The 20,337-nt window shown below is 67.7% G+C and carries 19 protein-coding genes and 2 pseudogenes; 13 read left to right on the top strand and 8 right to left on the bottom strand.

Features of this window, described 5'->3' with window-relative positions; genetic code table 11:
• Positions 1-871 precede the first annotated feature (871 nt).
• Entirely contained in the window at positions 872-1,693 is an 822-nt protein-coding gene (locus QSK15_RS18430) for a hypothetical protein (RefSeq protein ID WP_285795403.1), read from the top strand.
• 1,257 nt (positions 1,694-2,950) lie between these two features.
• Here QSK15_RS18430 and QSK15_RS18425 read toward each other — a convergent pair.
• Positions 2,951-3,224 (bottom strand): annotated as a pseudogene (locus tag QSK15_RS18425) (HAD family hydrolase); the annotation flags it as partial.
• A 38-nt stretch (positions 3,225-3,262) separates the two neighbouring features.
• On the opposite strand from QSK15_RS18425, the gene QSK15_RS18420 reads away from it, so the two are divergent.
• Positions 3,263-3,568, top strand: coding sequence for a hypothetical protein (locus QSK15_RS18420; protein WP_285795667.1), 306 nt, complete (start codon positions 3,263-3,265; stop codon positions 3,566-3,568).
• A 23-nt stretch (positions 3,569-3,591) separates the two neighbouring features.
• On the opposite strand, the gene QSK15_RS18415 is transcribed toward QSK15_RS18420, so the two are convergent.
• Positions 3,592-3,945, bottom strand: a complete 354-nt coding sequence (locus QSK15_RS18415) for a hypothetical protein (RefSeq protein WP_285795402.1) — start codon at positions 3,943-3,945, stop codon at positions 3,592-3,594.
• Between the two features lie 95 nt (positions 3,946-4,040).
• On the opposite strand from QSK15_RS18415, the pseudogene QSK15_RS18410 reads away from it, so the two are divergent.
• The 3 genes and pseudogenes from QSK15_RS18410 to QSK15_RS18400 all read left to right on the top strand — a co-directional run.
• Positions 4,041-5,456: pseudogene (locus QSK15_RS18410) on the top strand (replication initiator); the annotation flags it as partial.
• A gap of 10 nt (positions 5,457-5,466) precedes the next feature.
• Positions 5,467-6,351: a tyrosine-type recombinase/integrase gene (locus QSK15_RS18405; RefSeq protein WP_352232190.1), complete on the top strand. Its 885-nt coding sequence runs from the start codon at positions 5,467-5,469 to the stop codon at positions 6,349-6,351.
• Positions 6,352-6,404: 53 nt separating this feature from the next.
• On the top strand, positions 6,405-6,743 hold the full coding sequence (locus QSK15_RS18400; RefSeq protein ID WP_285795400.1) for an Imm51 family immunity protein: 339 nt from the start codon (positions 6,405-6,407) through the stop codon (positions 6,741-6,743).
• A gap of 168 nt (positions 6,744-6,911) precedes the next feature.
• Here the strand turns inward: QSK15_RS18400 and QSK15_RS18395 are convergent, their stop codons facing one another.
• Complete coding sequence (locus tag QSK15_RS18395; protein WP_285795399.1) at positions 6,912-7,760, bottom strand: helix-turn-helix transcriptional regulator; 849 nt, start codon at positions 7,758-7,760, stop codon at positions 6,912-6,914.
• Between the two features lie 128 nt (positions 7,761-7,888).
• Between QSK15_RS18395 and QSK15_RS18390 the strand changes: the two genes are divergently transcribed.
• Positions 7,889-8,875, top strand: a complete 987-nt coding sequence (locus QSK15_RS18390) for an aldo/keto reductase (RefSeq protein ID WP_285795398.1) — start codon at positions 7,889-7,891, stop codon at positions 8,873-8,875.
• Between the two features lie 73 nt (positions 8,876-8,948).
• The gene (locus QSK15_RS18385) at positions 8,949-9,659 is read left to right on the top strand and encodes an SDR family oxidoreductase (RefSeq protein ID WP_285795397.1); all 711 of its coding nucleotides are present in this window, start codon (positions 8,949-8,951) and stop codon (positions 9,657-9,659) included.
• Between the two features lie 295 nt (positions 9,660-9,954).
• Here the strand turns inward: QSK15_RS18385 and QSK15_RS18380 are convergent, their stop codons facing one another.
• Positions 9,955-10,146 (bottom strand): DUF397 domain-containing protein, encoded by a 192-nt coding sequence (locus tag QSK15_RS18380; protein ID WP_285795396.1) that lies wholly within the window; start codon positions 10,144-10,146, stop codon positions 9,955-9,957.
• Positions 10,133-10,939 carry a helix-turn-helix domain-containing protein gene (locus QSK15_RS18375; RefSeq protein ID WP_285795395.1) on the bottom strand — a complete coding sequence of 269 codons (807 nt, stop codon included), beginning with the start codon at positions 10,937-10,939 and terminating at the stop codon, positions 10,133-10,135. Before QSK15_RS18375 ends, QSK15_RS18380 begins: the two co-directional genes overlap by 14 nt.
• Before the next feature lie 242 nt (positions 10,940-11,181).
• Here QSK15_RS18375 and QSK15_RS18370 point away from each other — a divergent pair, with 242 nt between their 5' ends.
• From QSK15_RS18370 to QSK15_RS18360, 3 genes are all read left to right on the top strand, one after another.
• Positions 11,182-11,457, top strand: coding sequence for a hypothetical protein (locus QSK15_RS18370; RefSeq protein WP_285795394.1), 276 nt, complete (start codon positions 11,182-11,184; stop codon positions 11,455-11,457).
• Positions 11,454-11,729, top strand: a complete 276-nt coding sequence (locus QSK15_RS18365; RefSeq protein WP_285795393.1) for a hypothetical protein — start codon at positions 11,454-11,456, stop codon at positions 11,727-11,729. The genes QSK15_RS18370 and QSK15_RS18365 overlap by 4 nt, the downstream gene beginning before the upstream one ends.
• A gap of 258 nt (positions 11,730-11,987) precedes the next feature.
• Positions 11,988-13,328, top strand: a complete 1,341-nt coding sequence (locus QSK15_RS18360; protein ID WP_352232187.1) for an MFS transporter — start codon at positions 11,988-11,990, stop codon at positions 13,326-13,328.
• A gap of 12 nt (positions 13,329-13,340) precedes the next feature.
• Here the strand turns inward: QSK15_RS18360 and QSK15_RS18355 are convergent, their stop codons facing one another.
• The 3 genes from QSK15_RS18355 to QSK15_RS18345 all read right to left on the bottom strand — a co-directional run bounded on the left by QSK15_RS18355 (position 13,341) and on the right by QSK15_RS18345 (position 17,147).
• Positions 13,341-16,136: a TIM-barrel domain-containing protein gene (locus QSK15_RS18355; RefSeq protein WP_285795391.1), complete on the bottom strand. Its 2,796-nt coding sequence runs from the start codon at positions 16,134-16,136 to the stop codon at positions 13,341-13,343.
• Positions 16,137-16,272: 136 nt separating this feature from the next.
• Positions 16,273-16,629: a hypothetical protein gene (locus QSK15_RS18350; protein WP_285795390.1), complete on the bottom strand. Its 357-nt coding sequence runs from the start codon at positions 16,627-16,629 to the stop codon at positions 16,273-16,275.
• A gap of 47 nt (positions 16,630-16,676) precedes the next feature.
• Positions 16,677-17,147: a hypothetical protein gene (locus QSK15_RS18345; protein ID WP_285795389.1), complete on the bottom strand. Its 471-nt coding sequence runs from the start codon at positions 17,145-17,147 to the stop codon at positions 16,677-16,679.
• Positions 17,148-17,382: 235 nt separating this feature from the next.
• On the opposite strand from QSK15_RS18345, the gene QSK15_RS18340 reads away from it, so the two are divergent.
• Genes QSK15_RS18340 through QSK15_RS18330 form a run of 3 tightly spaced genes read left to right on the top strand, consistent with a single transcriptional unit; the run spans position 17,383 to position 20,333 of the window.
• A complete protein-coding gene (locus tag QSK15_RS18340) occupies positions 17,383-17,724 on the top strand; it encodes a YciI family protein (protein WP_285795388.1) in 342 nt (113 codons plus the stop codon).
• Entirely contained in the window at positions 17,721-18,917 is a 1,197-nt protein-coding gene (locus QSK15_RS18335; RefSeq protein WP_285795387.1) for an RNA polymerase sigma factor, read from the top strand. The genes QSK15_RS18340 and QSK15_RS18335 overlap by 4 nt, the downstream gene beginning before the upstream one ends.
• Before the next feature lie 42 nt (positions 18,918-18,959).
• Positions 18,960-20,333, top strand: a complete 1,374-nt coding sequence (locus QSK15_RS18330) for a hypothetical protein (protein WP_285795386.1) — start codon at positions 18,960-18,962, stop codon at positions 20,331-20,333.
• The last annotated feature ends 4 nt before the right edge of the window (positions 20,334-20,337 follow it).

Here is a 20,337-nt window from a genome sequence, read left to right as displayed (position 1 = left end):
TTGGAGCTGGCTCCTACTCCGGGTTGGGGCGGTCTCCCGGCGGCTGTCGGTGGCTCACCGCCCCGGCGCCGTAGGCGGCCGGGGCGGCTTGCCGCCGGCCGGGCTCGCCGCCCCGCACCGCGCGCAGCGCGGTGCCTTGATCCAGAACAGAGGAAATCGGCAGTAGCAACACTGCTCACGGATGTCCCGTCACGGCTGATGCTTCACACTCGCTTCCCACCTGATGCTTGACATGATCACCGGTTGGCTTCTTGATCGCGTGTTGTTGCGGTAGCACTCGATCTGGGAGCCGAGATTGACACTGGTGGAAATGCCGACGTGGAGCAGCGGTGATGGCGGTCCTGCTGGCGATCAGATTGTGGAGGTGGCATGGAAGGTCGGAGTGTCGCGGCAGAGCATGCACGGGTGGCTGTCGTTATGCCGACGAGGGCTTGGTCGGCTTGCAGGACCGGTCTCATCGCCCTCCCGACAACCCATCACATTGCTGACACGCAGCCGCGTGCTGCGTGTCGCCTGTTGAAGCCATTGTGGATGCCCCTTACTCTCGATAGGTGCTTCCGACGCTTCAGTACACCGACTTCCACAAGTTTCTTGTGAGCGTCGGAGGGCTCTCGTGCGGGGTCGGCGCGGGCCTCCCCGTCGTTCTCCTTCGGAGTCAATCCGTTTTTAAGGTAACTCAGAAGCAGTTAATCGAAATGACCCCGGAGGGGCAAAAAGCTACAAAGATGCAGCAGGGGCAGGTCGCATTCCTATTGCATACTTGGCCATACATATCGACTTTCTTAATCCTGGTCGGCCTAGGCCTCATCGTTTGGGGGCGGTAAGGTGGAAGAAGCAACAAAATCGGACCGACAGCCGAGAAGTTGCCGAAGTGGCCAAGCTCGAAACAGAGCGTGAAAAGACTTACCAAGAAACGCTGATTTTGCTCCGTGAACATCAAGAGCCACCTGATGTTGCTGACTCAGTCCGCGAGGATAAGGCGACATCGGAAGTCCTTAGTGAAGAGTCAGGGAAAAATCAGGCTACCCAAGAGGCTGGCCCAGGCGACATCGCAGAGCCGTATGAGCCGAAGCTGCGGCCTACACGGGTGACTGTGTCATCTGCCCAGCTAAACGCGAAGCTAACGGAGGCAGCGGTCATGAAGGCCTTCAGGCTCACGTATGGCGGCATGGTCGACATTGTGCCCGACATTAAGATCGGTAACACCTTTGCCGATGCCGCCATTACATCGCCAAATAAACGGATCCCCGACCTCCTCGTAGACATCCGAACGGTTAGCTCACCCAGTTCCGCACGTCTTCGCCTCGATGAAGCCATTTCTTGGTCGCTGCGGGCGCAGCGAGCCGCCAAAAAAGATCTTCAGAGATACTTCATTCCCACGGTGTTCCTAATTGTCTATGATCGCCCCCCTTCCAATAAACCGGGATCAGATTCTGATGTGCATCGGCTAAATCCAACAACTGAGCGAGTTAGATTAGCAGCCGTAGGTGCCTTCGAGGACCTGCAAGAAGTGCATCTACCGCTGAACGTTGTCATTGGATCTACACGTGACCTGACTCCGTCGAACCTGTCGAAAGTTAGTTGGCACACTGACCGCCCGCGCGTGATAGATCTTCGGGTCATGCAGCAATCCGTACCTCCGCAAATGCGCCAGAGTGCCGGAGACTTGAACGACTATTCGGCGCACCCATAAGGTTCAACCCTTGTCCAGCAGTTGCGGCACTCGCCGGAGCGCTTCGGCGGCTTCTACCTCTCGACGCCCAAGAGCGGTCCCACTGGCACGTTCGACCTGGATGCCATGGTCGCCGAGGAACTTGGTTGCGGAAGAAGGATCCCCCGCGCGGCCTGGTCGGCTACCTCCTGCGGCAAGCAGGCGGCAAGCGGCGGGAATTCTCCACAGGCCAAGATCGGCCGTGGTGGCACCCCTGCCAGAGTTAGCGGCTACCGCGAGTCGGCAACCGGGTGACCACGCCTCTCGGTCTTCACAACTGAGCCACAGACGAAACCGGAAATGCGCTCAGCGATCCCGAGCCCGACGCACCTCGTCGTGCCGGCCTGGCTTGGCCTCGTAGCCGTGTCTATGGCCTCCCCGCACTGCCTCGTGTGTGGCGGGGCGTGACCGGCCGCCAGGCCCGCGCTTGACCAAGTAAAGAAAGTGTGAACACGTTTGCCCTGGTCGCTGCCGTCGCAGGAAGCGTCAATCGTTCACGGCTCAGTTTGCGGAACCGCTTCGGCGAGCGTGGCGATAAGCGCGCTGTCGGCAGGCGTTGGAACAAAAGGCGCGGTCATTCCGAGAGTTCGGATTTACCGGCACCCCGCATCCCAGCCGGGCGCACAGTTTGGGTAGCCGCTCTACCTGAAACGGCATGCGGAATTCACGTCTGATTTCGAGCGCAATATCAGCTGGCGAAATTGGCTCTTCCAGGCGTCGAGCGGCCGACCAAACTAGGCTATACCGCATGTTTTGTTGCATAACGTACACATCACGATCAATGCCGCCAAACCGCCATTTGTTGTAATGCCAGCGCTGTCGGCAACGGCCGGAGCAGTACTTCCTGTCTCTCCTGCTTCGCTCAGGGAGCGGAGAGCCGCACATCTGGCATCCACGGTCGTTACCAGGCACTGGCACATCGTAGAGCGTTACGGCTAATCCTGACGGCTGTGAATCTTCGAGGGGGTGGTGAGCAGGCATGGCGCGCTTGTCCACGACCGCACACGTCACCGGAGAACTGGCTAACGCCGCTCCCGTCGCCCTCCACGCTTCTTGTGATGGCGCTACGGAAGGAAGCCAATGACACTGCGAATCCTATCGATCTTGGCTGCAGGCGCATGTGCAGGAATTTTTCTGGGCCTCTTCACCTCGGTTCAAGAAGGCGTCACTTGTGCGCTTGGTGTGGCCACGCTTCTTCACACAATGATCGAACCTAGATCACCCAAGAAAAGGACAACGTCAGATGCTGAGCCGGTTGACTAGCGCGTCGGCGACTTTCCCGCATGCTGTGACGACTACATCGGCTCCGGCCGACCGGAAACTTTCAACCTTGGCTGAAACGGTTCGCGCACCCGATCACTCGCACCCCAGCCGCCCGCGCCCCTCCGATGTCCGTGAGTGAGTCGCCGACCAGTACACCTCGGCTCTGCGACTCGCCTATTGCCTGTATTGCTTGCAGGATCGGTGCCGGATTGGGCTTCATCCGCTCCGGGTCCGCGTACGCTCGGCCAACATGCCGGTCGCCCGGTCGGCCTGGTCGGGTCGCTCCTGGTGGCGTTCGCGCTGCTGTCCCTCGCGGCCCAGGTTGCGGAGGCAGAACCATCGGTGTGGGGCTGGACCGTGGCCGCGGTGCCGTCACTGGCGTTCCTCGCACTGGTCAAGGTCGTCCTGTCCAACGCTCCGGCCACCCCGCCGGCCGACGAGCCCGACCAGCCGACCGCGTACCAGTACGAGGAACCCGTCGACGTCGAACCGGTCCGCTCGGCAGAGCCGACGCCGTCTATCGCTCCGGCGTTAGTGCCTCCGCGCGCCGTCGTCCCGTCCGACCGGCCGCACGTCGTCGGGATCATTCGATGAGCGCCGTCGGGGCCGTTCACCGGCTACCGGAACTCGTGGACGACCTCTATCTCACCGACGATGTGTGTGTTGAACTCGTCCAATTCCTCGGCGGGTACCCACAGCTCAAGGATCGTGTCGCCGCCGACCTGGCGGACGGGGTAGCGGCTGAGAAATTCCGTCTCGACGTGGAAGCGGGTTACGTACCCGACGCCAGAGGCGGGCACATTCCAGTCCCGGGCGATCTTGATCGCGTAGTCCTCATTCAGCACGGGGTAGAAGATCGGCTGATCGGGCAGACGGGGCGGCCACTTTCGCCATCCCGAGGCGTGGACAAGCTCCAACTCCTGCGGCCCGGTCGGGCGCCACAACACCGTCGTACCCGCGCTGCTGCTCATCTTGACTCCGCTGCCCCCGTCGGTCGTGAGCCCGCACAGTACCGATCCACCCGCAACCGTCACCACTGCTTTCACTGCCCGGTCGCGGTGAACCGATGACCGCTCCGACCCTGCCCGGCCTCGAACCGCCCCGACCCCGGTTGCACCTCGGCCGGGGTCGCGGGCGGCTCGTATGGCGCTGCCCCGCTCGGTCGACGTGCTCAAGGAGATCGCCGCCGAGTACGGCGTCTGTGTCCGTCCGCTCGCCATGCGCCGCACAGACCTGAACACCGGGCTGACCGAGGTCATCGACCTGCCCTGTGGGGCGACCCGTGAGGACAAGTGCGCCCCGTACGCGAAGAAGAATCGCCGGCTGCGGCAGGCGCAGATCCGGGAGGGCTGGCACCGCGACGACGAACCGTTGCCGCCGCCGGAGCCGGCGACCGAGGAACAGAAGGCGCTCGTCCTGCTGCGCGGGCACCTGGAGTTCTCCCGCGACGAGGCGTCCCGCGCGAGCCAGTGGGACCAGGCCACCGACCTCGACGAGGCGATCCGCGAGGTGGAAGACGCGATCACCGCCGAAGGGCTCCGAGGACGGGTCGCGCCGCCGCACACGACCGGCGACGAGGACCAGGACGACGAGGACAACGGCCGGCGCCGCAAGCGCTCCACCCGGCGACGGCAGGATGCCCCGGACCTGCCTCGGCGCAAGGTCGAGCGCCGCACGGTCGGGAAGACGTACACCGCGCCGGACGGCTCGATCTACCGGCCGTCGATGTGGCTGACGCTCACCCTCGACTCGTACGGCCCGGTCCGCCCGGACGGCACCCCGCTTAACCCCGACCGGTACGACTACCGCCGCGCGGCCTGGGATGCCGTGCACTTCCCCCGACTGCTGGACCGGTTCTGGCAGAACCTGCGCCGCTGCGAGGGCTGGAACGTCCAGTACGCGGGCTCTGTCGAGCCGCAACGCCGTCTCGCCCCACACGCTCACTTCGCCATTCGGGGCACCATCCCGCGTGACGTGCTGCGGACGGTGGCGGCGGCGACCTATCACCAGGTGTGGTGGCCCTCGGTCGACGTGCAGCGGTACACCCTCGACCGGCTCCCGGTCTGGGACGAGCAGGCAGCGGCGTGGGTCGACCCGGACACCCGCGCGCCGCTGACCACTTGGTCGGAAGCACTCGACGCAATCGACGACGACCCGGACGCCGAACCGGTGCACGTGGTGCGCTTCGGCTCCCAGGTCGACGCACGCGGCGTCATGCCCGGCACCGAGGACGCCGAGCGGACTATCCGGTACGTCACGAAGTACATCACCAAGCACACCGGCGACGTTCACAAGATCACCAGCGGTCGGCAGCGGGCGCACCTGGACCGGCTGTTGCAGGAACTCCAGCTAACCCCGTGCACTGAACGTTGCGCGAACTGGCTGCTCTACGGCGTCCAGCCGAAGGGGGGCGCACGCGAAGCTCAAGCCGAGCCGCTGCAAGGGCAAGGTCCACCAGCGGGACACCCTCGGAGTATCGGGTACGCAAGCACCTGCTGCCGTTCTTCGGCTCGCGGAAGCTGGCCGAGATCAAGCCGGGCCACATCCGGGAGTGGGATGCCGCGATGGTCGGCAAGCTTGCCCCGGCGACCCGGGCCGTGGTCTTCGCCCACCTGCGGACCATCCTTGGCGCGGCCGTCGACGACGAGCGGATCGCCAAGAACCCGTGTTCGGCAAAGTCGGTCAAGCCGCCGCGACCTGTGCAGCGCCGGGTGGTGCCATGGACCTACGACCAGGTTTCGGCAATCCGCGGTGGTCTCGCCCACCGGTACCGCGCGATGGTCGACCTGGGTGCCGGCTGTGGGCTGCGCCAAGGCGAGATCCTGGGGCTCGGCGTCGACGACATCGACCTTGACGCGGGATGGGTGCATGTCTCGCGTCAGGTCAAGCTCGTCCGCTCCCGGCTCGTTTTCGGGCTACCCAAGAACGACCGGGACCGCCGGGTGCCGCTGCCGGACTCCGTCGCCCAGGTGTTGCGGCAGCACATCAAGGACTGCGACCCGGTAACGCTCACCCTGCCGTGGGAGAACCCGGCCGACGACGAGCGGGTCACGGTGCCGCTGCTGTTCACCAGCACCCGGCGGGGCGCGATCAACCGGCGCACCTTCGACAACAAGAGTTGGCGTCCCGCTGTGGTGGCGGCCGGCATCACACCGACCCGGGCCACCGGGATGCACGCGCTACGGCACTTCTACGCCTCGTCGCTGCTCGACGCAGGGGAAAGTATCAAGGCCTTGGCGTCGTACCTCGGGCACGCTGACCCCGGCTTCACCCTCCGCGTCTACACGCACCTGATGCCGGCCAGCGAGGAACGCACGCGACACGCCATCGACCGCCTATTCGAGCCCGGGTCAGGAGATGCGGGGGCGCGATCGTGAGAGCGACGACGCGATTCTTGTCGCCGGCTACCGACGGCTGCCATTCTTCCCCGATGACCTTGCTTCTCATGATCGAGACAACGCCCGGTGAGTATTCTTTGCTGCTGAACGCGGGGACAACGCCGGTTGACGACCTGGTCGAAGAACTCGGTCACGAGCCCAACGGGTACTTCTGGGAAGGCGTGGCGCAGGTTCTCGTCAGCACTGAGGATCAGTCGCTCAATGGTCGATTCGTCTATGCCTCCGAGGGCGGCACGTTCTGCGCCCACGGCACCGACCGAGGGGCGCTGGAAGAGTTGGAAGCGCGGATGAACGCGGTCGCCACCGACGGCGAACGCATGCGGCGGCTGATCAGGGACGCCGAGGCGAGCGGCTTCGAGTTCGACGACTGAGGGTCAAGAGGCCGGCCTGACCCACCCCCGCACGGCCCGGACGCCCTGGCGACGCCCTGAGCGGGTGCCAGAGGAACGAAACCCCTGCTCAGGGCACATCTCACGTTCATAATCCGGCGTACAGGTCGACTCGTCCGTCGCCCACCAAGCCGCCTGGGTGCGACAGGGTCAGTGCGGCACGGCGGCCGGGAACTCCTCGACCCCCAGCACGCGCAGCAGCTCAAGCTTCTCCCGGGCCTCGGCGTCGGCCGGGGTCAGCACCAGCAGTTGCTGGCCAAGGTCGGGGGTGACCAGGGTTTCGCAGTCCATGGTGATGCGACCCACGCGCGGGTGCAGGAACGTCTTGCGGTCGGCCCGGCGCACCGCCACCTCGTGTTCGGCCCACAGCCGCCGGAAGTCGTCGCTCGCCGCCCGCAACCGTTCGATCAGGCCGGTCACGGCCGGGTCGCCGGGCCTCCGGCCGGCCACCGCGCGTAGGTCGGCGACCTGCTGGCGGGCGTGGCGTTGCCATTCCTCGGGGCCGTGGAGGTCGCGGATGACCGGGTCGGTGAAGTAGCGGTAGGCGACGTAGCGGCGGTCGCCGGTCAGCCCGGTGTGGTCGCCGGTGAGCAGGATCGACATGCGGTTCTGCGCCAGAACCTCGCCGAGGTCGGACAGGACCATGGCGGGAGTGTCGCCCACCAGGTCGAGCAGGCGGACCAGGCCGGCCCGGGCCAGGCGGGCGATGCCGTCGGCGGGCGGCGGCTGGTGGCCGGCCAGGTGGAACAGGTGGCTTCGCTCGTCGTCGGTCAGGCGCAGGGCCCGGGCCAGGGCACCCAGCAGCTGGGTCGACGGCTGGCTGCTGCGGCCCTGCTCAAGACGGACGACGTAGTCGACAGACATGCCGGCGAGCATGGCGACCTCCTCGCGGCGCAGGCCGGCGGTGCGGCGGCGGGGACCGTCGGCGATGCCGACCTCGGCGGGGCGGATGGCCTCGCGCCGGCGCCGCAGGAAGTCGGCGAGCTGCTCACGCTGCATGCCTCCATGCTGCCCCGGGACTGTGCACCGAGCCAGGGAGCGGCGCTCCCACGATAAGCGCTCCGCTGCCGGCGGGCCGGAAAGCGGCGCAGGGTGGAGCCGACATCGACCGATGAGGGAGAGTTTCGATGCAGACACGCACTCTGGGCAACACGGGTCCCACGGTTTCCGCGGTGGGGCTGGGGGCGATGAGCATGTCGGGCACGTACGGCCCGGCCGATCGCGAGGAGAGCATCGCCACCGTACGGGCCGCGCTGGACGCGGGGGTCACGCTGGTCGACACCGGTGATTTCTATGGCATGGGGCACAACGAGCTGCTGCTGTCGGAGGCGTTGCGGGGACGCGACCGGGACAGCTACCTGCTGAGTGTGAAGTTCGGGCAGCAGGTGGGGCCGGGCATGCGGTTCGCCGGTCAGGACTCCCGCCCGGCTTCGGTGCGGAACTTCCTGAGCTACTCGCTGACCCGGCTGGGCGTCGACCACGTGGACATCTACCGGCCGGCGCGGCTGGACCGGTCGGTGCCGATCGAGGACACGATCGGCGCGATCAAGGAGATGATCGACGCCGGTTACGTGCGGTACGTGGGGCTCTCCGAGGTTGACGCGGAGACCGTCCGGCGGGCGCACGCCGTACATCCGATCGCTGATCTTCAGATTGAATATTCGCTGCTGTCGCGGGCGGTCGAGGCCGATGTGCTGCCCACGCTGCGGGAGTTGGGCATCGGGCTGACCGCGTACGGGGTGCTGGGCCGTGGCCTGCTCTCGGGGAACTGGGTGCCGGGGCGGGCGGACGATCCGCGTAACCGCAGTCCCCGCTTCTCCGCGGAGAACGCGTCGCACAACCTCGCCCTGGTGGAGGCGTTGCGCCGGGTCGCCGACGCGAAGGGGTGCATGGTGGCGCAGTTGGCGATCGCGTGGGTGGCAGCGCAGGACCCGTCCATCGTGCCGCTGGTCGGCGCGCGTACCCGGCAGCGACTGGCCGAGGCGTTGCCGGCGCTGGACGTGGAGCTGTCGGCCGATGATCTCGAAGAGATCGAGGCGGCCGTGCCGAAGGGTGCCGCGCGCGGTGACCGTTACCCGGCGGCGTTCATGTCGAGCCTCGGCGTCGGCAACTAGTGCCTACCCGCACAGTGACCCACCTCGCAGATATTTGCCTCTGACATTAACGTGAGGTTTTAGCGTGGGGAGCATGCAGATCAACGGTACGAAAGCCCTCGTGACAGGTGCCAACCGTGGACTCGGCAAGGCCTTCGCCGAGGCGCTGCTCGCCCGCGGTGCCACCACCGTCTACGCCACCGCCCGCCGGCCCGAGAGCATCGACATCCCCGGCGCCGTTCCCCTTCACCTGGACATCACCGACCCGACGTCCATCGAGGCCGCGGCAGCCGAGGTGGGCGAACTCGACATCCTCATCAACAACGCCGGCATCTCCACGAACGCGCCCCTGCTCGGCCCCTCCACGGAAAACATCCGCCGCGAGTTCGACACCAACTTCTGGGGCACCCTCAACGTCATCCGCGCCTTCGCTCCCCGGCTCGGCGGGGGTGCCATTCTGAACGTCATCTCAGCGCTGAGCTGGTACACCTTCGCCCCTGCCAGCAATGGCTACGCCGCTTCCAAAGCCGCCGAATGGTCTCTCACCAACGGGATCAGACTTGAGCTGGCCGACCAGAAAACCCAGGTCACCGCCCTGGCCCTGGCGATAGCCGACACCGACATGATGGCCGCCTACGACATCCCCAAACTCCCACCCCACGAGGTGGTCGCCCTGGCTCTGGACGGCCTGGAGGCGGGCAAGCTCGAAGTAATCGCCGACAGTCCCACCGCCAACGTCAAGGCCTCGCTCTCCCGCGACCCGGCCCTCTTCTACGCCGACATCTCCACCGCCCTCTTCAGCTGACACCACCAGCTCGTGCCGTCAGGGATGTGAGGCGGCGCAACATTCCAGCAAGAGGTCTGTTGTGAACTGCGGCGACGGTGTCGTTTGTCCGTAGACGCTGCAGCAGCCACCGCCGAGTCTCGACGGTCGTGTGGACCCAAGACGAGGCGGTGGCTGCCGCCGCTACGAGAACCGCAGTCGGCGGGCCTGGTCGATGTGCGCGAGGCGTCCCTCAACTGCATAGGGATCTTGACAGTGCGCCAAGTGGCAGGCCAACCCAATGCACCCCATGCCCGCTCCGCCTCGGGTGCGGGCGCTACGGCCGCTCGGTGACCTGGGCGACGAACGCGGCCCAGGCGGCCGGGGAGAAGGCCAGTGCTGGTCCGGCGACGTCCTTCGAGTCGCGGACGGCCACAACACCGGGCAGGTTGCTTGCCACCTCGACGCAGTTGCCGCCGCTCGCGCCGCTGCGGGTGGACTTGCGCCACCGGGCGTTACTGAGGTCCATGATGGCTCTCAACTTCCTTCAGCAGGTCGATGGACTGCCGGCGCGGTAGAGCCTCGTTTCGGACGCTCTCCCACCTTGCCTGAAGCGTAGCCACCTCATCGTCCTTGTCGATGACGTCCCCGCCAAGCTGGTTTTCGAGGTGTCCCACCCAGACGCCCTCGCTGGACCGGGCCAGCGCGAACGGTCCGGACAGCCCGATGTGCAGGCCGCTGGCGATCGGGATGACGTGGACGTGAACGTGGGGGAGTTCGGCCATCGCGACCAGATGGGCGACCTGCTGGGCCATGACCCCGCCCAGACCATCACCCGTTCGCCGGATCGCGACTTCGTCCAGCACGGCGACAAATTGCGGCCGACGCTCGCCGGTCAGAATCGCCTGCCGGCTCATGCGCCCCTGCACGCGCTGCTCAACCTCGTCATCGGTGAGGCTTTCGACTGTTCGCAGGACGATGCGGGCGTAGTGCTCCACCTGTAGCAGCCCGGGAATCAGGTTCGGCTCGAAATAGCGAAGCTGTGTCGCCTCGCGCTCAGCATCCAGCCAGGGCAGGAACCACGACGGAGCGCCGAGCTTCGTCGCCAGGCGCTCGAAGAGCCCGCCGTTGTTCAGCGCCCGGTCGGCGCCCTTGATGAAGTCCATCGTCAGTGCTCGGGTACCGCTCTCCACGGCGCTGACGTGTGAGGCGCTGAAGCCCGCTGCCCGGCCGAACGACTCTTGCGTCATTCCGGACGCTCCGCGAGCGCGGCGGATTTCGCTCACGATGAAGTCCGCGAGAGGGCTCGGCACGTCAGCCATTCAACGCTCCTCAAATCGGAGATCGACTACCCGAGGTGCCACACGTCGGGACCCCGTTAGGCCAGGTCAGCCCGGACGACGGAAGCACCTTCCGAGCGTAGTGGTCTCCACAGCAGAGTGTCACCAGGCGGCGCGGTTGGTGAGGATCACGAGACCCGGCGGTCGCGCTCGCAGCGGGGCCGCTCCTGACGGGCGAGCACTCACGGGAGCGGCCCCTTCCTAACGGCAAGAAGGGGGAGACCGTGCCCGACGACAAACCCGAAAAGCTCCTGAAGGCCGGGGACGTGGTCTGTCTGACCACCGCGGCGAGCGTGCAGTTCCTGCGCCCGATCTTCGTACGCGTCATCCGCGAGTTGCCCGAGCGGCACACGTACGACGGATGGGTCTGGGTCGAGGGCTACCAGCTCAACGCGGCAGGCGACGCCGTGGCGCGGCGCGAGTTGTACGTGCGACGAGCGGGCGTGCGGATGCAGGCCTTGCCGGCCCAACGCCGGCGAGCCCGGGTGCACGTCGGATGACCGCCCGCCCTCGCCCGCACCTGCCGATGCGTCCGGCGTGGCTGTGCCGCAACTGTGCCGCACCCTGGCCGTGCACCCCGGCTCAACTCGCCCTCGCCGCCGAATTTTACGGCTGCTCCATCGCCTTGGCGTTCTACCTGGCCGCGTCGATGCACGACGCGATCGACGACGCGTACGGCCTGGGGCTGCGCCCGAACCTGCCTGCGATGCACGCTAGGTTCCTCGGGCGGTTGTCCCTGGCCCGGCGGCCTCGCCGGTCCGGTCGGGCTTGAGGTCCTGGGTGAGCGCGACAGGCGCTTTGCTCGGAGTCCGATGACCTGGTGAAGCTGCGGCGCACTACATCGGCCGCCTGCTCTTCTTCCATTGGCGACGCACTGAGCGGGTACCTGCCGAACGAAGCGCCTGCTCAGGGCACGTATCGGGCGCGGACGTTCAGTGGCGTGCGCGCGGGTACAGTCATGGCCGTGAAGGTCGCGATGGACGTGAGACAGGGCTAGCTCCCGCGGGTCTTCGAGGCGCGCGGGCGATGGATGCTGCCCTGTTCACCTCTGCCGCGAAGGTCTTCAATGTCTGTCCACTCCGGGCGCCGTGCTGTTGACGCGTCGCTCACTGCTTCGCTTGTGTTCGTATCCATCGGAAGCGGACTGTTCCTACCGCTCTCACTGGTGTTCTTCGTCGAGCTCACCGACATCCGCCTGAGCATGCTCGGCGTTCTCGTGGGGCTCGCGGGTTTCACGTCCGTGCCGGTGCCCGCCGTGGCCGGCCGGTTGGCCGACAGATACGGCGCACGCCGACTCGTACTCATCGCGCAAGGCATTCAGGCGCTCGCCTACCTCGGCTATGCCGTCGCCCGAGACCCGCTGAGCGTCTTCGCCGTCACTGCGATCATGTCGATCGGCGGTCGGCTGTTCTGGTCGACGATCTTCGCGGCCCTCGCTGATCACGCGCAGTACGGGCCCAGGCAGCAGCACTGGTTCGCGATGGCGAACATCGCCCGCACCGCGGGGATTGCGGCAGGCGGGATCATCACCGGCATCGCGCTCACGATTCCGGGCACGCGGGTCTATATCGTGCTCGCCCTCCTCGCCGCCGGCTGTCTGGCGGTATCCGTCCTGCTCATGCTGCCTGTCGCACGGTCGCGAGCGCGCGCACGGATCCCCGGCGCATCGCACGCGCAGGGGACGGTGCTGCGTGACGGGCGTTTTCTCGGTCTGCTTTCGACAAACGTCGTCTTCGCGATCTCGACGCTCCTCCTGGGCCTGACTGTGCCGGTGGTCATGAACACGGCGCTGGACGGCCCGGGATGGGTCAGCTCCGTCGTGCTGGTCGGGAACGCGCTGCTCATCTCTGGCTTCGGCATCATCGGCGCCCGCCAAGCGGGTCGCCGCGAACCGTTCGCCGTGCTGCGGACCGCGGCCGTCGCATGGGTTGCGGGCTGCGCGCTGCTGGCGTTCGCGGCATCCTCCGCGCTTCCGTTCGCGGTCGCTCCTCTCGCTGCGGCGGTCCTCGTGTTCAGTCTCGCCGAGATCCTCCATGCGCCGACATCGGTCGCCATCGTCAGCAACATGGCACCCGAGGCGGAACGGGGCGACTACCTGGCCGTGTGGCAGTACTCGTTCATGGCAGCCGAGATCGGTGGCCCCATCCTCTTCGGCACACTGTTCACGCTCCACCACAGCGCGCCGTTCCTCGTTGTGCTCGCACTGAATCTGGTCACGATCCCCGCGCTCCGCATACTGGGCCGCCAACGCGGCCGTGGCCTCGCTGAGCATCAGGAACGCGTCGAAGATGACAGCACCCTTGGACGGCCATCGGCCGGGTGGGTTGCCCCACCCGGCCGATGTCCGGATCCGTGGAAGCCAGCCCCGTAAGGCTGGCGGCCGTCAGTGCTTCTTGAACACCGGCATGGTGTCCAGGGTGGTGGTGATGTTCTGCGTGGTGCCGCCCCGGTACGTCTTCCCGGTGAAGATGTCGGTCCAGGTGTTGCCCGGTGGGAACCACACCGACGTGGTGGCGGTGGTGCCGGGCGTCGTCACCGGTGCCACCAGGTAGTCCGGGCCGTACAGGTACTGGGATCCGGCGGTGGCGTACGCGGCCTGTTCCTTCGGGTACGCCAGGTACATGGAGCGGACGATGGGCGTGCCCGTGCGGGTGGCCTCCTTGGCGGCGGCGTAGGTGTAGGGCTGCAGTTCCTTGCGCAGGTTCAGGAACTTCTTGGCCGACGCGTTGGCCGCCGGACCGTACTGCCAGGGCAGCCGGTCGCTGTGGTTGGAGTGCAGCCGGTCGATCGGTTGGAACGTGCCGAACTGGACCCACCGGGCGTAGAGGTCGTCGGGCAGCTTGGTACTGCCCGGCTCGGTGCCCGGTTCCTGGAGGCCGCCGGTGTGCCCGCCGATGTCGTGGCTGACGGCGGCGAGCCCGGTCGCTGCCGACTCGCCCGGGGTGTAGCCGACCTCCATCTGGAGGGTCGACCAGTCGCTGGTGGTGTCGCCGGTGAAGTGCAGCGTGGTGCGCTTGTCGGCCCACGGGCCGGTCGCCACGGGGGTGGGGCTGCTGTAACCACCGGCCTGCAACGAGCCGTACGCGCGGGAGAACGCGAAGCCGGTCTTGTCGGCGTACTGCTGGTTGATCCACGCGTCACCGGTCACCCCGGCGAGCGACGACCTGGTGTTGTCGCAGCACCAGTCCAGCCACCACAGGTCGAGGCCCTTGCTGCCCTTCGGAATCATCCCGTCGTGGAGCTGCATATAGGCCTTGAGCTGGTCCGGGTCGCCGAAGTCGAACGTGTAGCAGTCCGGGCCGCCGTTGCAGCCGACGCGTTGCAGCTTGCCCTTCGCGGTGGCCTGCGCCTGGGCGAACTTCGGGTCCGAACCGAGGATGCTCGGGTGGATGTTGATGCCGGTGTGCAGGCCCTGCTTCTTCGCCCAGGCGAAGAACGCCTTCGGGTCGGGGATGCGGGTGGGGTCGATGCTCCAGCCATTCCACTTGTCCGGGGCCTTGACGTCGGTGTCGAGGACGAGCACGTCCAGCGGCACACCCTCGGCCTTGGCCCGGTTCACCAGGTCCTGGAACTCGGTGGCGGTGCGGTCGTAGTACTCGGAGTACCACACCCCGTACGCCCACTGGGGCAGCAGCTTCGTGGGCCCGGTCAGGGTCGACAGGTCCTTGAGGCCACGGGTGAAGTCCTGCCCGTACGCGAAGACGTAGCCGTCCTGTTCGGGGGCGGGCCGGGGCTTGGTGGTGCGCAGGGCCGAGGCCGAGTCGTCGAGCAGGTACCAGCCGTCCTGGTAGAGCAGGCCCGGGGCGGTGAGCGCGGCACCGGTCACGCCGTCCAGGCCGCGGCGGTAGCCGCCGAGCGGCGCGTGCGGGGCGAGCAGCGGGGAGTCCTTGCTCGTGACGGCGACGGTGTCGACGTTGACGTTGCAGCTGGCGTCGGTGGGGCATCCCAGGGTCACGGTGGTGGTGCCGCGGTCGAGGTGGACCGGCACGGAAGCGGTGTTCCAGTGGTCCCACCCGCTGGTCGGCGCAAGGGTCGCCGTGACCGGTGCCGCCGTCCCGGCGGTGACCGACATGGTGCGCGCCTGGCTCGGCTGGGCACCGGCCTGGCCGTTGGCGTAGCGGATCTGCAGCTGGTAGTCGCCGGCGGCCGGGACGTCCGTCACGGTGAGCGCGACGGCGGACGTGGTGTTTTCCAGGCCGGCCAGGAATCCCGTACCGGAAGCGCCGTTGTGGTCGTTCGCGGGCCTCGCGCCGCCGGTCAGCGCGCCGGTCTCGGCTTCGCCCAGGGTGCCGAACCGCAGCGACTGCGGCTGGGGCGCGGCCGGTGCCGGGTACGCCGCACCCGGGTTGACCACCGCGAGGCTGTCGATGTTCACATTGCCGGAGTCGTTGGGACCCCGCACGATGCTGATCTCGTGGCGGCCCGCGGTGAGGTCGACCGGCACGCTGGCCAGGGCCCAGGTGTCCCAGTTCGTGGTGGGCGGCAGGGTCAGCATGCGGCCGGTGTCGCCGTCGACCTGAACGGTCAGGGTGCGGGCCACGTTCTGGCCGTCGCCGCCGGTGCTGTTGGCGTAGCGGACGGTGAGCTGCTTGGTGCCGGATTCCGCCGCGTCGAGGGCGAACGTGGCCGAGTCGCCGGACGAGGCGAAACCGGCCGCGAAGCCGCGCCCGGTGTGTCCCTGGTGGTCGGTGGCCACACCGGGGCCGTTCAGTTGTAGCGACTCGGCCTCGCAGAGCGCGCCGAACGCGCAGGCCGGGGCGGTGTGGCCGGCCCAGGGCTGGCCCTGCACGAGCTGCTTGCCGGCCTTGAGCTGCACGGTGAGGTTGTCGGCGGTGAACGCCCCCGAACCGACCTGGTAGCGCAGCGTCATCGCGCCGGTGTCGATGGTGAGCCAGCCGTGCTCGACGTGCTGGGTGAAACGCGTACGGGGGAAGTCGTCGCGCCCGATGGCGTTGAAGGTGGCGGCGTCGGTGAACCTGCCGTCCTTCTGGTACTCGGTGCGGATCAGGGTTGGGGACAGCACCTCGAAACGTGCGTTGCCCGACCGCACGGTCCCGTCTTTCGGCTTGTCGCGGCCGGCCTGGGCCGGCGCGGACGGAGCGAGCGCCAGCCCGGTGACGAGAATGCCGGCCGCGGCGGCTGCCGTCGCCCGTCGACGCGGTGAGTTCCGATAGAGCAAGATGCGCTCCTCGTCTCATATGGAGGAAATGAGTCGATGACAACGCTGTCACTCGCCCGAAACGGCTGTCAACATGCGTCAGAGGGTGTCCCTTCTCTCTTTCCCGCCCGGGCCAGCAACTCGACACGTACGGGGTCTAGGGGGTGGCGTCTTCGGCGTCCCAGCCCAGCTTTTCGAGTGCCCGCAGGACCGCGCCCGCGCGGGGAGTCCAGAACAGCAGGACCTCGTCGCGCCCCTCGACCTCGAAGGAGACAGCCGTCGCCGGCAGCGGGAACCGTCCGTGGAGTGGGCGGTGCGCCAGCGCGGTCACCCAGAAGTGTTCCAGGGTGTCTGATCCGGTACGCCACGTGAAGGTCACTGTGCTGTCGTCGGCGTGCAGCTTCACCGTCGGCCAGGCCAGTCGACGGACGGCTCTGAGGGGGTTGCCCCGGGTGAAGTCGAGGCGGTCCACGTAGGTGAGCCCACCCCGGGCATCGAAGGATTCCGAAATCACCGCCGGATGGTACGCCGGGTGCGCTGGCGGAGGCCCGGCGATGGTGGCTACCAGATGTGCGCGCGCTCGTCGATGAACCGAGGCGGCTCGCCGAGGAAGGTGTCGGCCGGGACCGCGCCGTGCGCCAGGTTGAGCGTGTCCAGGCGGTAGAACATGGCCCCGCCGTTCATCCCGGTGAAGCGGTAGTTGATGTGCCAGCGCAGCCATTCGCCGCGGGCAAGTAGCACAGTGGGAGGCCGGCGGTGACGGCGTGGCACACCCCAGTCCGCCGCTATCAGCTCAACCTGAAGCCCGCCATCCACCCTCTTGAGACGCATCTCGCTCCGGTACGGCGGGCGCGTCGCCCCCTCGCGAGGCGCGAACCCATCGGCCTCCGTCAGCACGATCTCCTGGACGAACGGCGCCGTGCGTACCGGCAGGACGAACGACACCGGTACGGCGTTACGCCGGGCGGCCTCGGCTCCGCCGCGCGACCGCTTGGTCCACGACGTGTGAACCCACTGCACCACCACATCCACACGGCGATGGTTTCGCCGCCACCGGTCCCGCCGCAACCGGGATTCGCTCTCCCCGCGTTCATGACGACGGAGGCCAACCGCTGCCGGAACGGGGTGGTCACCACAGTGCCGCGCCGGTCGTTGACACGTACCCGGGAACAGGTTCGGCTGGTTGTCGGATGAGGGCCCTCGCTGGTCGTCTGGTTGGTGGAGGCGCTTCACCCGCCTCGTCCCGGAGACCGCTGCTGGAGGAACGATGAAGTACGTGCTGATGTTCGTCGACACACCACAGTTCGCCGCCGACCTGGCCGCCATGGACGAACCCGAGCGCAACCGGGCCTACGCCCGCGTGCAGCAGTGGTTCGCCGACCACCACGACACGATCACTCACCACGCCTACCTGATGCCGCCGGAGACCGCCACCACGCTTCGGCTGGACCGAGGCGAGCCGCTGATCTCCGACGGCCCGTTCGTGGAGGGCAAAGAAATCATCAGTGGCTACGCCGAAATCGAGGTGGCCGACCTTGACGAGGCGCTGCGGATCGCCAGGTCCTGGCCGGCCTGCCCGGTGGTGGAGATCCGTCCCATCGCCGGATGAGCCAACCGACGCACGCCGAGCTGACCCGCGTGGTCCGAGAACACGCGGGCCAGCTCGCCGCGTCCCTGGTGCATCTGGTCGGTGATTTCAGCGCCGCCGAGGACCTCGTCCAGGACGCCATCGAGGCCGCGCTGACCCATTGGCCGGTCGAGGGCATCCCCGAGCGGCCAGCTGCCTGGATGTACACCGTGGCCCGTCGCCGCGGTCTGGATCAGATCCGCCGCGAGCAGCGCCACCGCCGCAAGCTCGCGCTGGTGACATGGCCGGCCGAGCCGCCACCGGACGACCGACTTCGGTTGATTTTCACCTGCTGCCATCCGGCGCTGCCCCGGGCCGCCCAGGTCGCCCTCACCCTGCGGGTGGTGTGCGGTCTGACCACCGCGCAGATCGCCCGAGCGTTCCTCGTCCCGGAGAGCACCGTAGGGCAGCGCATCACCCGCGCCAAACGGAAGATCAGCGACGCGGCCATCCCGTACCGGATCCCGTCGGAAGACGATCTCGGCTCGCGGCTCACCGAGGTCCTTGCGGTGATCTACCTGCTCTTCAACGAGGGGTACCTGTCCACGGGCGGTGACCGGGCCCAATCCGGCGACCTGACTGACGACGCCGAGTTCCTCGCCGCCCTGCTGCATCAACTCATGCCCACCGAACCAGAGGTCGCGGGTCTGCTCGCGCTCATCCGGCTGCACCGAGCCCGGGCCGGCGCCCGCTTCAACCGGGACGATGAGATCGTCCAGCTCCAGCACCAGGACCGATCCCGTTGGGACCACCGGGCCATCGCCGTCGCCGGCAGGCTGATCGCCCAGGCCGCAGCGCGGAAGAGACCAGGCCCGTACCAGCTTCAAGCGGCCATCGTCGCCTGTCACGCCGAGGCCGGCCGGTGGGAGGAGACCGACTGGGCCCAGATCGCTGTGCTCTACGACATGCTGCTGCGCCTGGCCCCATCACCTGTCACGCGGCTGCACCGGGCAATCGCCCTGCGCTACGTCAGCGGGCCATTGGTCGCGCTCACCGAAGTCGACACCCTGGCCGGTGAACTGAACGACTACCACCTGTTCCACGCCATCCGAGCCGAACTGCTCCGCGACCTCGGCGACGCCACCCAGGCACGCACCGCCGACGAACGCGCGCTCGCCCTGGCCACCAACCCGGCCGAACGCGCCCTCCTGCGCCACCGCCTCAACTGGGCCTGAGCCCACCTCGCCGGGCTTGACCCGGTGCTCAACGATGAGCTGGTGAAGGTACGGCAGCCGTACTTCGACCGTCTCGTCCTCCTGCTGTTCGGGATGCTGTTGCTCACCGGCGCTGTCGGGATCGCGTACGCGATGCTGGACGTCGCCTGGGTCGGCCTGTTCCTGGGCGCGGCGGCCGTGGCGTTCGGCCTGGCGACAGGCGGCCGGTTGGTGCGGGACGCGGTGTTGCCGTTCCGCGTCGACGTCGACACGGCGGGCTGGTCGGTGCGGACACCGAAGCTCCATCGCCAGTTGCGGTGGGACGAGGTCGCCGCGGTCGTGCTCGCCGACCCGCCCGCGACCGCCGGCCGGCACCTGCTGCGGGGCCCGCGCCTGCTCCTGGTGCCGGCGGCCGGGGTGAGCCTGGGCGTCCCGCTGCCGGAGAAGAGCCCGGTGGACGGCCGGCCGGCCATCGAGCTGTTCGAGCTCGCCGAGGTGGCCTACGACGAGGACCAGTTCGCGCGGGATCTGGCGGTGCTGGCGGGTGAGCGCTTCCACCAACTGAGCCGACAACCGGTCCCGCCGGCCGACGGGATTTCTCTGCGGCGCTTTCCGGACCAGCCCGAGCGTGCCCGGCTCAACCGGTGGCTGGACCGCCGTCGGGCCGTGCTGTTCGTCGGCTGGTACCTGGTCGTCCTCGTCCCGTCGCTGGTGCTCGTCGTCGTGGCGACACAACGCAACGAGCTGCTCGGCGCCATCGTGCTGGTCGTGTCAGTGGTGGTGGTCGGCGTCGTCACCACAGTCGCTCGGCGTCTCACCGAGAGTTGCCGGGACCTGATCGACGCCGAAGTGATCATCGACGGCGCTGACCTGGTGCTCGGTTCTGCTCCGGCATCGCCGCGGATCAGCCTGCTCTCCGGGAGCGTCACGGTGCTGCGACCGGGTGAGCTGAAGGGCTTCGGTGACGCGTGGCTGCTCGCTCACTCGGCCGACGAGGAGCCCTTGGTTCCGCTCCTGCTCCTCGGTGATCCACGCACCGGGCTGCTCCGTGACCGGGACGACCTGCGCGCGCTGGAGGCGGTGCTGCGTCGCTCCGTCGACGAACGGGACCGCGCCGCGGGCCGGCAACTCGACGAATTGGCGGCGCGGGCGCCGGCATCGCCGGTCATGCCCCCGGCGGGCGTCCGGCCAGATCGGGCCCACGCGACGGTTTTGTGGCAGGCGGCAAAGGGGGTGGGACGTGCCGTTGTGCTGCTCGGCGTCGTGGTCACGGTGGTGATCGCGGGCGGCTGGGTGGTGGAGGAAGCGGCCTTCGTGGGCCCAGCCCTGATCGTCACCGCCGTCGGCATGCTCGGCGTGTGGATCGTGTACGCGGTGCACCGCGTACTGGTGTTCGGTGCGGCGCTACTGACGATTGTCGCGCGGGCGTTCCGCTGAGGCG

Origin of the sequence: Micromonospora sp. NBRC 107095 (assembly GCF_030269705.1) — a bacterium.
Classification (GTDB): Bacteria; Actinomycetota; Actinomycetes; order Mycobacteriales; family Micromonosporaceae; genus Micromonospora; species Micromonospora parva.
The sequence above is the reverse complement of the archived record's forward strand: the minus strand, read 5'-3'. Positions and strand labels throughout refer to the sequence as shown.